At 41.3% G+C, this 16,075-nt stretch carries 13 protein-coding genes; 1 reads left to right on the top strand and 12 read right to left on the bottom strand.

Annotated features, from left to right (window positions below):
- Window positions 1-3 precede the first annotated feature (3 nt).
- From thrC to fmt, 4 genes are all read right to left on the bottom strand, one after another.
- Window positions 4-1,425: a threonine synthase gene (gene thrC, locus Q6344_14520; GenBank protein ID WLG13765.1), complete on the bottom strand. Its 1,422-nt coding sequence runs from the start codon at window positions 1,423-1,425 to the stop codon at window positions 4-6.
- Between the two features lie 50 nt (window positions 1,426-1,475).
- Entirely contained in the window at window positions 1,476-2,009 is a 534-nt protein-coding gene (locus Q6344_14525) for a hypothetical protein (GenBank protein WLG13766.1), read from the bottom strand.
- Between the two features lie 9 nt (window positions 2,010-2,018).
- A complete protein-coding gene (locus Q6344_14530) occupies window positions 2,019-3,581 on the bottom strand; it encodes a transcription antitermination factor NusB (GenBank protein ID WLG13767.1) in 1,563 nt (520 codons plus the stop codon).
- A gap of 119 nt (window positions 3,582-3,700) precedes the next feature.
- The gene (gene fmt / locus Q6344_14535) at window positions 3,701-4,783 is read right to left on the bottom strand and encodes a methionyl-tRNA formyltransferase (protein WLG13768.1); all 1,083 of its coding nucleotides are present in this window, start codon (window positions 4,781-4,783) and stop codon (window positions 3,701-3,703) included.
- 316 nt (window positions 4,784-5,099) lie between these two features.
- Here fmt and Q6344_14540 point away from each other — a divergent pair, with 316 nt between their 5' ends.
- Window positions 5,100-7,931, top strand: a complete 2,832-nt coding sequence (locus tag Q6344_14540; GenBank protein ID WLG13769.1) for a response regulator — start codon at window positions 5,100-5,102, stop codon at window positions 7,929-7,931.
- A 66-nt stretch (window positions 7,932-7,997) separates the two neighbouring features.
- Here Q6344_14540 and Q6344_14545 read toward each other — a convergent pair whose 3' ends face one another.
- The 8 genes from Q6344_14545 to rpmH form a co-directional block, all read right to left on the bottom strand.
- Window positions 7,998-8,672 carry a riboflavin synthase gene (locus tag Q6344_14545; GenBank protein ID WLG13770.1) on the bottom strand — a complete coding sequence of 225 codons (675 nt, stop codon included), beginning with the start codon at window positions 8,670-8,672 and terminating at the stop codon, window positions 7,998-8,000.
- Between the two features lie 420 nt (window positions 8,673-9,092).
- Window positions 9,093-10,148 carry a bifunctional diaminohydroxyphosphoribosylaminopyrimidine deaminase/5-amino-6-(5-phosphoribosylamino)uracil reductase RibD gene (gene ribD, locus Q6344_14550; GenBank protein ID WLG13771.1) on the bottom strand — a complete coding sequence of 352 codons (1,056 nt, stop codon included), beginning with the start codon at window positions 10,146-10,148 and terminating at the stop codon, window positions 9,093-9,095.
- Window positions 10,149-10,239: 91 nt separating this feature from the next.
- Entirely contained in the window at window positions 10,240-10,698 is a 459-nt protein-coding gene (gene nrdR, locus Q6344_14555; GenBank protein WLG13772.1) for a transcriptional regulator NrdR, read from the bottom strand.
- Window positions 10,699-10,829: 131 nt separating this feature from the next.
- Window positions 10,830-12,266 carry a tRNA uridine-5-carboxymethylaminomethyl(34) synthesis GTPase MnmE gene (gene mnmE, locus Q6344_14560; protein WLG13773.1) on the bottom strand — a complete coding sequence of 479 codons (1,437 nt, stop codon included), beginning with the start codon at window positions 12,264-12,266 and terminating at the stop codon, window positions 10,830-10,832.
- A gap of 192 nt (window positions 12,267-12,458) precedes the next feature.
- Window positions 12,459-14,156: a membrane protein insertase YidC gene (gene yidC, locus Q6344_14565; GenBank protein ID WLG13774.1), complete on the bottom strand. Its 1,698-nt coding sequence runs from the start codon at window positions 14,154-14,156 to the stop codon at window positions 12,459-12,461.
- 211 nt (window positions 14,157-14,367) lie between these two features.
- The gene (gene yidD / locus Q6344_14570) at window positions 14,368-14,745 is read right to left on the bottom strand and encodes a membrane protein insertion efficiency factor YidD (protein ID WLG13775.1); all 378 of its coding nucleotides are present in this window, start codon (window positions 14,743-14,745) and stop codon (window positions 14,368-14,370) included.
- A 1-nt stretch (window position 14,746) separates the two neighbouring features.
- A complete protein-coding gene (gene rnpA, locus Q6344_14575; GenBank protein ID WLG13776.1) occupies window positions 14,747-15,118 on the bottom strand; it encodes a ribonuclease P protein component in 372 nt (123 codons plus the stop codon).
- A 200-nt stretch (window positions 15,119-15,318) separates the two neighbouring features.
- A complete protein-coding gene (gene rpmH / locus Q6344_14580; GenBank protein WLG13777.1) occupies window positions 15,319-15,453 on the bottom strand; it encodes a 50S ribosomal protein L34 in 135 nt (44 codons plus the stop codon).
- Window positions 15,454-16,075 lie beyond the last annotated feature (622 nt).

Raw genomic sequence — 16,075 nt, forward strand, 5'->3', positions numbered from 1 at the left:
GACTTATGCTGGATTTGGTATCACATGCTGACGGATTTGTTCAGCCACCAGCTCAGCGCTGTTATCAAGCACCACCACATGTTGCGGTAAGCTCTCTAAGCCTTCGGTATGGGCTGGGCGTGCGATTTCTATTTGACCTATCGCTTCGATTATCGTATCTGCAAATTTCACTGGCAGCGCGGTCTCAGCACAGACAATCACCTCACCTTCGCGCTGTAGCTCTTTGGCAACCTTGATACCATCAGCGGTATGCGGATCAACCAACTCTCCATGCTGCTCATAAAGTGTTTTGATAGTGTCGAGACGGTCGGCATGAGTAGATTTACCCGCAGCAAAACCGTAGCGAGTGTTGACCGCCTCCATTAGGTCAGGCAAATCAAAACCTTGACCAGATTTCACCCCTTCAAATAACTCATGAACACGGGCGCTGTCTTTATCTAATAAGAGATAAACAAAACGCTCAAAGTTAGAAGCCTTTGAGATATCCATCGATGGGCTTGAAGTGATATAAGTTTTATCAGTCGGACGCGGCTGATAAGCACCTTGATTAAAGAAGTCGTTTAAAACGTCGTTTTCATTGGTCGCGACGATTAGACGATCAACTGGCAGCCCCATTTCACGTGCAATGTGACCGGCACAAATATTACCAAAGTTGCCTGATGGCACGCTAAAGCTAACCTTTTCATCGTTACTTGAAGTCACGGCAAAGTAAGCTTTAAAATAATAAACGATTTGCGCTAGGATACGACCCCAGTTAATAGAATTAACCGTACCTAGATTATAAGCCGCTTTAAACTTAGCATCCTGTTGTAGCGCTTTAACAATATCTTGGCAATCATCAAACATGCCTTCGATGGCGATATTATGAATGTTTTTATCAGTCAAGCTATACATTTGCGCGCGCTGGAATTCACTCATTTTGCCATGCGGTGACAGCATAAAGACTTCGATATTTTCTTTACCACGTAGGGCATATTCTGCTGCACTGCCGGTATCGCCACTGGTCGCACCAATGATGGTAATACGTGCGTCTTTTCTTTTAAGCACATATTCAAAAGCATTACCCAAAAACTGCATGGCAACATCTTTAAACGCTAACGTCGGACCGTTTGATAGTCCTAAAATATATAAATTATTGTCAAGCTTACGGACAGGAACAATCTTATCAGAGCCAAATATCTCAGCGGTATAAGTGCGCTTAATAATGTCTTGCAAATCAGCCACAGGAATATCAGTCGCAAAGCGCTGCATAATCGCCATCGCCAGCTGTGGATAGCTTAGCGTGCGCCACTCAGTAAGCGTCGCACTATCAATATTCGGATAGTGCTCAGGCAACATCAAACCACCGTCTGGGGCAAGACCCATTAATAACACATCACTAAAATCCATCGGCGCTGTCTGACCACGGGTACTGATATATTTCATGGTTTATCCTATATAAGCTTAGTTTTATGTGACTTCAGTCAGTATAAGTATCAACTAATACAAAAATTCGTTGGAAAATTAATATCTACAAATTCATCTCGGTGTTGATAAGCTTCAGTAAAGTCCTTCATAAACTGACTGAACACCTTTTCAAAATTATCTTTAGCAAACGTTAATTCAGGTACAGTATCAAACCAATCTATAGCATCTGGATTTTGCTTTTCGATTGAACCTGTAAGCAGTCCAAAACGCTTCCATACCACTTTATCATCGATGATATATTGTTCAGTGGCAATGGTGGTACAAGACAAATCATTATCTTCAGGGCAGACTAATAATGGTACATAGCTAATATTACCGTCACCTAACTGCCCTAAATAGTACCAAACGATCTTAGTATCGGAATATAAATCTAGGTTTAGACTCAGTCCTAGCTCTTCAACACCTAGGTTTCTGAACCGAGTATTCTTATTTATATACTCAGCAAGCCACTCATTAAATGCCACACCATCAACTGTGAGTTCTGCATGAAACACTTCAAGGTTATATTCTTGCTGAATATTAATCATAGAAAGATTGTTCATGCTATTACATTAACTCTTCATCAACAACGCATAATAGAAGCCATCGCCACTCGCACTATCTATTGGTAAGCACTGACGACCAATCGCCTGTTCAATACCCCAATTACAATCGTCGCTAAATTCAACAGCTACTACATTATTATAATAAGTCATAAAATCTTGCATCTGCTCGACGTTCTCTTGCTTTAGGATAGAGCAAGTGACATACAACAGATAACCGCCAACTTTAAGTTGTGGCCATAGATTGTGCAAGATATCCGCTTGTAAGAGTGCCGTTTGCTCAACGTCTTCTTCAGTACGCAAAATACTGATGTCAGGATGACGGCGGATTACGCCAGTCGCCGTACAAGGTGAATCTAATAATATAGCGTCAAATACGAGTTTGCTCTTTTTCTTACCAGCGCCTTGCCATGTCGTTGCATCAGCACAGACAATATTGAGCTCAATATTTTTCTCAGCTTGCTGCAAGTCGTGCTGACTTAAGTTTAAGCGCTGTAAATTAGTATGAATACGCTCGATACGTGGCGCCTCATTATCTATCGCAGTAATCTTAACTTTCGAAATCACAGGCGACGTTTCAGCATCGTCTTGTTTCACGTGAAACAACGAAGACTCATTTGAGCTGATTAATTCTAACCAATGAGCAAGCTTACCACCCGGCGCTGCACAAGCATCTAAAATGCGGATCTCGTTGTTATTGGTGTCTATATCGCCGTCTGCATCGTCGTTTTTAACACTCAGCTTATTAATTAAAGCGTTATGAATAAGCGGCGCGGCAAGCTGAGCATGCATATCTTGTACACTAGCCGCACCTTCAGCGAATTGCGGCAAGGCATTAACTGCAGTGCTTTGATGTAATCTTAATCCTTTGGTTAATACGCTATTAGATGTGGCTGTATCCGATGAGCTGGGTAAATTAAAACCACTCGTTAGCTCAACCAAATCTGCTTCAACTTCAAATTCCACCAAGGCTTGCTGATAATCCTCTACCGAGGTAACCGCTGTATTCACGCGTAAAAACATCGGTGCAGGTTGACGTAAACCCTGCATTAGATCGTCATACTGCTCACTCCAATCTTGCTTAAGCTGATAGGCAAGCCAATTCGGTAAGCTGTGTTTTTTATCACACTTCTTACGGAATTTACTTGGGTTCTTAGCCACTTTACGCAAGATGGCATTGATTAAACCCGTCGCGTGCGCAAATTCGATTTCTTTTGCTGCTTCAACTGTTTCATGAATCGCCGCATGATCAGCCACTTGTAAATAAAGTAACTGCGTTAAACCCACTTGGATCGTCGTACGTACTTCTTTTTCATCAATCGAGTTATCAGCCAGACTATCGAGTAGGCGTTCAAGGGCATACCATTGGCGCAACGTCGTTAACAATAACGCATGAGCAAAACCTTTATCACCGTCATGCAAACTGTTTAATAGCGGATCAAGGACGCTCGCTAGCGACTGACCATTTTGAATAGCCAGTAAAGTGCGAATCACGCGGACGCGGACGCTACCATTCATGATAAGGTTACTTGACGGTTTGAGCTTATTGTTTCTTGGCGCAGTGCTTCTCATTAAATTGAATTTCCTTGACGTCTAATAATTAGCGTCTGATAAAAGTTGGAGTGTTTGGTATTAAATAACGAATATAAAAATAAATAAGGTTAAGCTGTATTAAACTGATTTAGGAGCAATTATTTTGAGTCTGCTGTGAATTGATCGCCATCATTTAATTGGTTGCCATGGCAGATTTGCTCGGCTGTCATCGGTTTACCACCAGCAAACTGTAATTCGGTAATGGCTAAAGTACTGGCTTGCGGTTTTTCGAGACCATTATCAATATTACTATCATGACCACAAGCTACCAATATCGCTTTGCGTCCAACGCTGATGACCGTACCAGCAGGCTGATTGGTTTGCTGCGACGGATTCACAGGTAAGCTGGCTAAAATCTTGACACGCTGCCCTGCCAAAAAAGTATATGAACCTGGCCATGGCGTCAGTCCACGAATTTGTCGCTCAATTTCAGTAGCGGATTGTGTCCAGTTGATTTCGCCTTCGGTTTTGACCAGTTTTTCAGCGTAATTGGCTTGACTGTCATCTTGAGCGATTGCTTGTGCTTGATAATGTGGCAAGTCCTTTAGCACGGTAATAATGGCCGTCGCACCAAGCTCAGCCATTTTATCATGGAGGCTAGCAGCCGTATCATCAGCCTCAATAGGAGCACTGACTTTATAAAGCATGTCGCCAGTATCAAGCCCTTTATCCATCTGCATAATGGTAATGCCCGTCTCGCTATCACCCGCCAATAGCGCGCGGTGAATAGGTGCTGCACCGCGCCAGCGTGGTAATAAGGACGCATGAATATTGAGGCAACCATAAGTCGGTGTGGTCAATACACCAATCGGCAATATCAAGCCATAAGCCGCGACAATCATCACATCTGGCTGATAACTACGCAGAGTCTCACGTGCAATCAACCCTTCACTACTAGATTTTTTAAAGGTGAGAGGCTGCTCAACGGCAATATCATGCGCCAATGCGACTTGCTTTACTGCAGAGGCTGATAATTTTTGACCCCGTCCTGCCTTGCGATCAGGTTGCGTATATACAGCGACGATGTCTATATTCAACGCTTCTTGCTGGCTGATAAGCGCCTCTAGACTAACGGCTGCAAACTCAGGAGTGCCAGCAAAAGCAACTCTTAAGCGCTTACTAGAGCAATCTTTCATCGTAGATGGCATGGATAAATCGGAGGCAGAAGCAATTGTAGTCATAAATAGGCATTATATAGGGTTGGTTGACTCATTATAGGTGAGTTTGCGATGTTGTGCCATGGTTGTAATAACGGTAATCGAGCGTTACCAATGATACGGTTTGTCTTTATAATAGAAAGCAAGCAGGGCGCTCTTATTGATGAGTTTATTTACAAAACAATGCGTGATTGAGCGATATTCCACTGCCATTCACCATTTTTTTCTAGATAATAGCTGTACAACCGTAAAAGATAAAACGGCTTGAATAAACCAGCTACTGTGCCAAACTGATGACTTACTCACTATGTTTCTTGTGTCGATATAGGACCACGCTTTCATGCAACAGTTTCAGTCCTTACAGCGCTTACTCATATTTTATGCACTGACCTTGCTGGTCATGTTGTCTATCTATTATTTTGCGCTGTTTCACGAGATAAAAAAACACAGTGAACAACACAGTATCGATACTTTCCAAACATTGCAGTATGAAGTCACTGAACGTGATGATCTTCTAAACCCTGACATTAAAAGGATTTTAGAAAAACCCGTATTCGAAGACATAAGCTATCAGCTGGTTTTTATGATGCCATCTGGGCAGACTTATATCCATCGCCATACTCAGCCCAATGAGCCTGCTTTTGCTAACGTTACGTTTCCTATCATTAGCTCATCCCCTTCTAATAACGGCAGTCATAGTGCTTACACGCTTAATAATCGCAACTTAACCGGCACCATTAAACTCAAAAGTGGTCATCAGCTTTATATTATATTGCGCCATAAGCCGCTTATCATTGACTGGATATCTTATCGCTACTGGTTGCCATTGATGGCAGCGATCATACTTTTTATTATCGCTTTGCTGTATATGCTCAATCGTCGCACCAATTGGGAACAGCTGCTGATTTATACGGACAATCTAAGTAGCCACGCAAAAGAAGCCTATAGTCCGCCGCCTTTTTTGCAAAAAAAATCTACGACTGAGTTTCTGCGTTTAGGCCATGCGCTGAGCCGTGTCAGCTACCAGTTGCATAATGACTATCGCCGCATTAAAACCCTAACACATCGTCTTGAACGTTTGGTTGATCAATCCCCTTTACCGATGCTAATGATCATGCGTCATGGTCAAATCAGCTTTTTCAATAAACGCTTTGAACAAATATTCATGTCTTTACCGCAAAGCGCTAGCAACTATGAACTGACGGATTTTATCGCGGGTAAAGATGAATCCACGCAACGATTACTTCAAACATTAGCCAACCTACGCGTCACTCGTACCTTAACAGTCTATGGGTTAGAAAATGGACAGACTTACCAATTGCACGTTACGCCATGGTTTGGTGAACATGGTCAGGTTCACGGCTTTACCGTACTGCTGAATAATGTTAATGAATTTGCCAGTCAAATAGGGCAATTACAGCAACAAAATCAACGGCTACAACGCCAAATTGATGAATTTAATACGATTAAATCGACGATGGGTCATAATTTGCGCCTGCCGTTAGAAGCAATGATTGACACGCTAGAACCGATTGATCCTGAGACATTAACTGCTGCGCAGAATGACATTTTAATATCCTTAATTAAAAGCAGTCAGAGTATGCTAACGACACTTAATGATGTGCTAGACATCGAGGAGATAGCGGTAAGAAAAACCCGCCTAAGTATTGAGCCTGTCGATATTTATAGACTGGGGCAACAGGTCAGTCAGTCATTTATAGAAAGGATAAGGCAGCAAGGACTTGAGCTGCTGTATTTTTTTACACCTGACAGTCCGCGTTGTATTGATACAGACCATCAGCGCCTACAGCAAATCTTGTACGACTTATTAGATAACGCAGTGAAATTTACCACTTCTGGCTATGTATCACTGACCATCGAAACGGTCAGTAATGCAGAGCTATTAGCAACAAAAAACCGAAGCTTAGTAAATCTTAATAAAGACCTTACACTGATTAAAAATAGTCAAATCAATAAAGACAATCCCAATCATGCCTCACACGACTGGATTCGTTTTAGCATAAAAGACAGCGGTATGGGCATCGATATAGCGAAGCAACATCAACTGTTGGTTCAGCTTAATAAAAGCAGCAATCAAAACACCCATCGAAACGTTAATTACATGCAAAATAACATGACTGGGCAAGGCCTAGGGTTAAATAACGTCAATAGTTTTGCGCGATTATTGGGTGGTTTTATTGAAATAAAAAGCACGATGACTGAAGGCAGCAGTCTGAATCTTTATCTGCCTTGCAGACGTCCAAATTATCAGCCTATTTATCATCATAGTCAGCATTTGACTCATATCCATCTAATAGCAGTGATTAAACAACCACTACGTGCCAAACATCTGCGCGATTTTTGCGCATATTTATCGATGTCAGCTACTATCTATACTTCTATAGATAAATTAGATCTACAACAATTAAACGCAAAACTGGCGCAAGACGAGCAAAGACTCGCCCCTATCTTGCTATTAGATTACGAATATTATGAAAGCCTGTCTATTGCTTCCGCTAATCAGGCAATAGGGAATGATGATAGACAACAAGCATTAAATACCCTACTCGATAATCCGTCACTACCAAAAATACTACTTAGTATGAAACCTGAGCGCCGTATTCCCTCTATATTATTAGATAAATATGAAGGATTCTTGAGCAAACCATTAGATGCGACTTTATTGCTCTCTGAATTACTGCGCTTAACCTTAGCAGCGAGACAGAAGCTGGTTCAAGCCATAGAGATAAAAGAAGAGAATAAGCAGCTAGCAAACGAAGCAGATAAAGCTGCCAACGAGAATGTATTGCCACTTATCTTGGTAGTAGAAGACAGTCCAACCAATCAGAAAATAACATGCAAGATATTGAGTAAACTTGGTTATCGTAGTGTGGTCGCAGAAGATGGTCAGAAAGCGTTAGATATGCTACAACAACAGCGTCAAGATATCTCACTCATTTTGATGGACTGTCGCATGCCTGTCATGGATGGGCTACAGGCTACCCAAGCGATTCGTGCGCAAGGCGATAAAATTGCGATTGTGGCGCTGACTGCAAACAACACCAAAGAAGATCGCGACGCTTGTATAGAAGTAGGAATGGATGAATTTTTAGCAAAGCCGATCAATAAAAAAGAATTAGAGTCGGTTTTACAGAGCTTCATAAAATCATGACAATCTGTAAAACTGACTTTTTAGGTTTAAACCATTACTTTATAAACCAATTACTTCATAAATCAGCTATTTCATAAAACCATTATCTGCTAAAAATGCTTCTGTAATTTGGCTTTGCGGACTTGGCGTATTCATACCACTGGTTTGCGACTTATTTAACAAACGTTCTAAATAGCGCGCGACGATATCCACTTCGATATTGACTTTATTTCCAACCAGCCAATGCTTAGCGATATTGGTCACTTGTGCGGTATGTGGAATGATATTTAAAGAGACAATATTGTCTCGTACAAGGTTGGTCGTCAGACTAATACCATCAACCGTGATGGAGCCTTTGGTCGCTGTATAGTGCGCCAGCTCTTGTGGTATCTCAATCTCGATATAGATAGAGCGCGCATCTTGTTGCAGCTTACTGACCACGCCGACGCCATCGACGTGACCCGCGACGATATGACCACCAAAACGTGTGGTTGGTAGCATCGCTTTCTCTAAATTCACTGTGTGACCAGCTTTTAAAGTTTCTAATGCGGTACGAGCGATAGTTTCACGTGAGACATCGACTGAGTAATGATTACTACCTAGGTCTACGACGGTTAAGCAGATACCATTGGAGGCAATAGAATCTCCTAGCTTCACATCACTAAAGTCCAAATCATCAGACTCTATCGTCAAACGTATATCACCGCCCGTAGGCTGCATGGACTTAACCTTTCCAACACTCTCTATAATTCCAGTAAACATATCGACCTCATTTCATTATGATGTTGTCTTTATAGACAATATATTTTGATCTATTAATATTGTGCTAGCATTTGTCTAAGCCAGTTTTTTCAGTGCAACTTGAGCTTAATTGAGCCTATGATGGAATAGATTGTGGATAAGTACTGACAAATCAACTCATAACGTATTAAAACACGCATTTCCGTTAAGTTATCCACAGAAAACAAGATGTTGGCTAATATCAAGAAAGATTAATAGTAAAACCTAAGTTACTGATTACATTAGATTAATATAATTTTTTTATAAAAGACCTATTTTTCTGTTTCATGTGAAACAAAGTTATACACAGTTTCATGTGGAACCTTGTATAACACAGGCTGCTTATCCACATTGAGCAAAAATTTAGCACAAACTTTAGATAAGCTGTTTATAAATAACCAGTTATAGCGGTAATAAAGTCAATTTAAGATCAGGACTTAATGTTTCATGGTTATAAATATTAAAACGCAACTGCTGAGCTAGAGACAATGGGTTAAAATCGACCATCGGTCTTGCTTGCGCGCCTAACAAACAAGGCGCCTGATAGACAATCAACTCATCTACCAATTGTTGGCTTAGGAAACTACCAGCAATACTAGCACCGGCCTCTACCAACACGTCATAACACTGATGATCACTGACTAATTTTTTTAGTAACGCAGTCAAGTTATCTTCGCGCCAATAACTTGTATCTGGTCGACGGCATAGCTGATAATCAGACTGTAGACTGTGTTCTAAGCGCTGACGCCTATCGAGTACGATAACCTTGGGAGCAGGAACTTGCTCAGGTGCCACACCCAATTGATTGGAACGTATATTAAGCTGTGGATTATCAGCGATAACGGTTTCACTCCCAGTGATAATCGCGCCACTTTGTGCACGTAGCTTCTGTACATCTTCGCGGGCTGCTGCTGAGGTAATCCATTTCGACTCACCAGATGCCATCGCAGTACGACCATCAAGGCTAGTGGCAATTTTAAGCCGTACATAAGGCATCTGGGTGCGCATTGCTTTTAAGAACCCACGATTTAAAGCTTCTGCTTGCTCGGTTAATATACCGACTGTCACTTGAATCCCAGCCTGCTCTAACAGTTTTACACCGCGTCCCGCAACCTGAGGATTAGGGTCAAGCCCTGCAATCACAACGCGTTTCACACCAGCGTTAATAAGCCCCAAGGCACAAGGCGGCGTACGCCCCGTATGACTACAAGGCTCTAAAGTCACATAAGCAGTTGCCCCTATAGCCTTCTCACCCGCTTCTTTGAGCGCAAACACTTCCGCATGCGGCTGACCAGCTTTGGGGTGAAACCCTTGACCAACAATCTCCTCCACCTGCACAATGACACAGCCTACCGCTGGATTAGGTCTGGTGGTATATAATCCTTGTTTGGCTTGTTCGATAGCAAGCATCATAAAGTAGCGGTCTTGCGCATTCTGAGTATGGTTTGAGACTGGCATAAAAGTAGACTTCATTAATGATTACAGAAAATTATATCTAAGAAAACAAGCGTTTTAGACTAAAAAATAGTAAACACTTAGTTGAATTAATTTACTTATCGTTTGGACGGATATTGGCAATCTCTTGATGGAAAGCATCAATATCTTGAAAGTCGCGGTAAACACTGGCAAAGCGAACATACGCGACATCATCTAATGTTTTTAGCTCACTCATAATAATTTCACCCAAGACTTTACTACTGATCTCACGCTCACCCATCTGTCTGACACGCTTTTCAATACGGCTAATCATTGCCTCTTGCTCATCAATGGTGATAGGGCGCTTTTGTAAAGGTAATAAGATAGAACGACGCAGTTTTTCATTATCATAAGGCTCAATTTTACCGCTTGATTTGATAATTCTTGGCATGACTACTTCTACCATCTCAAAAGTGGTGAAACGCTCTTGGCAACTATTACATGAGCGACGGCGACGAACCTGCGCGCCTTCTGCCGCCAGACGCGAATCAATAACCTTAGTGTCTGATGCGTTACAATAGGGGCAGTGCATAGTATTTCCTTATGTTAATGTTAAGCGCAAAAGTCACAGTCACTACTTATGAAACCTAACTTTTTATAAGACCAAATTTTTTGAGAATTGTCGATTTGTATCAAGCAACTTAAGAAAATAATGCCTGCTGATCATTTTCCAATACAAAAACTACCGAAAATCTTGCCCAACAAGTCATCCGCACTAAACGCTCCCGTAATCTCGCCCAAACTTTGCTGAGCTTGGCGTAAGCTTTCAGCGACCAACTCTCCTGCTTGAAAGACGGTTAACTGTTCGTGCGCCTCTGCTAAAGAGTCGGCCGTGCGCCTAAGGGCATCTATATGACGTGTGCGAGCAATCAAGCTATTTTCTGGCGGATGAAAACCAACCTTAGCGCACAACGCTTCAACCAAATTATCGATACCATCGCCTGTTTCACATGAAACATTAATTTGTTCGTAACCACGTTCTTTTATTGCGATTTGCGAGGTAGATGATATTTCTTGATTGCTACTATCCTTTAATAAATCGCTTTTATTAGCAATAATTAATAAGCGTTTAGCCTCTGGCAACTCACCAAATAATTGTTCTGCGAGTTGTAGCGGTGTACTTTCTTCTTCAAGATCACGAGTCACGTCGTAGACCATCAGTAGCATATCAGCCTGCTTGATAGCCGTACGTGCTCTCTCAATTCCAATACGCTCTACCGTGTCTTCTGTGTCACGCAGACCCGCCGTATCAGTAAGATGAAGTGTCAAACCATTAAGCACCACTGTCTCTTGCAGCGTATCACGCGTCGTACCTGCAACGTCAGTTACGATAGCACGCTCTTGCCCTGCCAGACGGTTCAGCAAGCTTGATTTACCCGCATTTGGTCTACCTGCCAACACCACATGGATACCATCACGTAAAAGCTGACCTTGTTTGGCGGTCGCCAATACTTGCTGTATCTTATCTTGCGTTTGCTCAAGTTTACTTTGTATAACACCGTCAGATAAAAAATCTACATCTTCTTCATCAGGGAAATCAATCGCAGCTTCTACGTGCAAGCGCAGATGAATAAGCTGCTCTAATAACTGATTAATCTTTTGCGAAAACTTACCACTCAGGGAGCGAATAGCACTACTAGCAGCAGCAGCACTGGTCGCATCAATAGCATCAGCGATGGCCTCTGCTTGTACCAAATCCAATTTATCATTATCAAAAGCACGGTAAGAGAACTCCCCTGCACTCGCTTGTTTTGCGCCCAACTCAAATACTCGTGCTAACAGTTGGTTTTGCAGAATCATGCCACCATGCCCTTGTAGCTCTATCACATCTTCCCCTGTGAATGAATGTGGGCCTTTAAAGTACAGCACTAATCCTTCATCGATGACTGTACCATCAGCCTGATAAAAACGACAAAAACTGGCCATACGTGGCGTAAAAGCAGATTTACCCGTTAGCGTACAGGCAATCTCGTAAGCACGCGCACCCGACAGACGTATAACGCCAACGCCACCACGCCCAAGTGGTGTGGCAATAGCAGCAATCGTGGCCAATCCAGATGCTTTAGGTGATTCAGATGAATTAGATACAGTTGACGCCATCTCTAGGGAATCCACAATTACTCTCAATAGCTAAAAACTCCATTATAGACGGCTGGACACAGCCTGACAAAACAAACTTTAAATAGCCGTACTTTACGCTTATTTTATTTCAGGTAAGTAGCAGGTGATATAAATGTCACGCATAAAAAAACCACCGCCGTAGCGATGGTCTTTTATCAATTAACGAGCTATTTAGTCTAATACTTTAACAGTACGACGCTTTTGCTCTTCTTCGACTTTTTTATTGACAATATATTGCTGAGTCATACTGAACAAGTTGTTGACTGTCCAGTATAGTACGAGACCCGCTGGGAAAAACAGCATGAAAGCAGTAAAGATGATTGGTAAAAACTTCATCACTTTCGCTTGCATCGGATCAGCTGGCTGCGGGTTTAGCTGCTGCTGTACAAACATCGAGGCACCCATCAGCAATGGTAAAATAAACCAAGGATCCATCGCCGATAAATCTTGAATCCATAAAATCCAAGGTGCATGACGCAGCTCAACACTCTCAACCAACACCCAATATAGCGCTAAGAAGATAGGCATTTGCATCAAAATAGGCAAACAACCTGCCATTGGATTGACTTTTTCTTCTTTATAAATAGCCATCATTTCTTGCGACATCTTCATGCGATCGTCGCCATGCTCTTCTTTAAGTGCGGCTAATCTTGGCGCAATCGCACGCATCTTCGCCATCGAATAGTAGCTCTTGTTTGAGAACCACATCAGAGCAATTTTAACTAAAATCGTCAATACAATGATTGACCAACCCCAGTTACCGATGACTTTATGAATACCGTCCAAGATGGCAAATAAAATTTTCGATATTGGCCATAACAACCCATAATCGACTGTTTTATTAAGGCCTACTGCCACATCTTTTAGCTCAGATTGTACTTTAGGACCAGCGTATAACGTGGCATCTAATGTCACTTGTTTATTTGGCGCGACATTGACAGGTTGACTGTTGAAACCGATGAAGTAATCATCGCCTGTTTCACGGCTAAAGAAAGTAGCGGTAAAGTTTTCAGGTATCCATGCTGATACAAAATAATGCTGCACAACACCAACCCAACCTTTATCGCTACTAACAGCTAGCTCACCATCATTAAAGTCTTTAAATTTGAGCTTATTATATGGATCATCAGGGGTACCCCAAGCACCGCCTAAATAAGTCGCCATACTAAGCGCACCTTTATCAGACATACCTGGATCTTTACTGTCATCACGTTTCAACTGGGCAAATAGCTGACCTTGCCACGGTTGTGTAGAAGCATTTTGTATTTGATAGCTAATATCAATCGGATATTTATTTTCAGTAAAGGTAAAGGTCTTAGTAACGGTCACGCCATCTTTTTTATAAGTAAGCGGTACTGACAGCGTCTGTTGCCCTGCTTCCATGACGTAATTATTAGCAGTATGGTTGTATTTGGCACGACCTTCTGCAGTATCAATACCGTTAGGACCAATAAGACCAGACTGAGCCACATACACGCGATTACTATTATTCTCTAGCAATACGAAAGGCTTATCGCTATCGAGCGTTGCGTCATACTGCTTAAGAGCAGCATAAACAATATCGCCGCCTTCTGGGTTGATCTTTATATCATAGCGATCGGTAGTGACCGTGATTAATCCTGTGTCTTTAGCAGGCGTTGCCGTCACAGCATCATTAGTGACTGTATTGTTATCAACAGGCAACGTCTGTACCGGAATATCACCTGCGGCACCAGTTGTCGAAGGGATATCAGCACCTACTGAAGTAGTGGTTTCTGACACCGCATCTACAGCTGGCGCATCGGCATAATCATCTCGCCATGCCAAAATCAGCAGATAAGCGGTGATTAACATCGCAATGATGATCATCACCCGAAATATCTTTTGCATAAACCTTTCCTAGATTAAAAAATTAGGGAATGAAAAATTAGGGCATGTGTCATGACCGTACAATTATCATCGTATGTGACAACAGTATTGCCAGTCATTTACATAAAATGTGCATCATTTTACTAAAAATCCGCCTTAAATGATACCAAGAGTGTGGATAACTTGTGGGTAACTAAATAGATATCCACAACTTCGCAGTCGATGACGAACGCTAGGTTAGTTTCATCATATGGTTTAAGCGAGACACATAGCCTTTATTATCTCTAAAAACATATAAACCTTGAACTTTGACACCAGTAGCTAGTGCGTTAAAAGGTACATATTGATAATGATAAGAAGATAACGGTAGCGGCACAAAATCAATGCCGTGTCCACCCAAAGGATGACAACTGCTGATACGTTTTAATAATAACCAACTGCCTGCTCGGACTCCATGCCATGCCAAAGCTTGTTTACCATAATTCGAGCACGTAGGGTAATAGCGGCAACGAGCAGGTAATAGTGGACTTATTAATTTTTGATAAAAAACAATAAAAAAATAAATAACTTTATAAAAAAAATTATTTAAATTAATAAATAAAAAATTCATTTTATTTTTTTTCTACTTTTTTAATAATGTTAATTATTTGATTCTTCAATTCTTTATTATCTATATCTTTTATAGATTTTTTAATAATAAAAACAATATCTTTGTTTTCTAAAGAATGAGCCTTTACACGAAAATGCTCACGTATTTGACGCTTGATTAAATTTCGCGCGACAGCCGTAGGAACTTTACGCTTGGTAATAGCCATGCCGACTCGCGGCTTACCATGATCATTGGTACGCACAAATGCCATTAGATGGCTCTGATGAAGCTTACGCTCAGGTGCATCAAAAACCTCACGGAAGGCTGCAGGCGTGAGCAAGCGCTGCTCTTTGGTGAAGCGGGCATTAGCTGCCGCTGAAACAGTATTGGACATAGTACAACCTAGTATAAGAGCGAATAACGGTAGCGGAAATAATAGCGCAGAAATAACAACAAAGTACAGAGACAAAAAAAGCGCCGATGTGGGCGCTTTTAATATATGGCTAAGTGTCAGTTGTGGTGATTGACTATCGCAATCTATAAATAATAGAAACACAACAAGCACTATAAGCCATGCTTATCGCAATCTACTGATTATACAGTAAGACGATGACGTCCTTTAGCGCGGCGACGAGCTAAGACCTGACGGCCTTTTTTAGTTGCCATACGAGCACGGAAACCGTGAGTACGTTTACGCTTGATCACGCTTGGTTGGAATGTACGTTTCATAACTCACCTATCAAAATAATGGACTAAATTCGTAATAACGGAGGATTATACCACCGCATAGAATCTTGGTCAATGAACTAATTTAATCTATGTCGATGCAGACAGATATTTTGACAAAGGAAATATCATTTTAAATGATTAATCGTGTGTAAAGTTTATATTCATAACTAAAAAATAACGACTCAGTTAATTAATTCAGTGATGGATTCCCAAAAGTTATCCACAGTTTGTGTCGAACTCTATAGTAATTAACTATTAATATATATAAGTATTGTTGTTATTGGGAGCTCAATTATCTGTGCCTAAGTAATTTTTCCTTTTTATTATCAATGTATTGTACTATGGGTAAACCTGTGGATAACCTGTGGGTTAAATATGGATAACTCACCTTTCAAAGTTATACACAAAAGTATCCACAACCTTATCCCCAAAAAACAAGGTTTTATCCACAGGGTATTTGTGTTAGATTAGCCCCTACTTAATATGTGGCTTCGTATAGTTTATCAACGTAACTTCCAATATGGTTTCCAACGGAAATAATTGCGGAAAATATTAAGGCTACGCAACAGATCACACTGCTAAAACACAAATATTATTTCAAATTATAGGGTTAGTATTTTTC

This window comes from Psychrobacter cibarius, from assembly GCA_030686115.1.
Classification (GTDB): domain Bacteria; phylum Pseudomonadota; class Gammaproteobacteria; order Pseudomonadales; family Moraxellaceae; genus Psychrobacter; species Psychrobacter cibarius_C.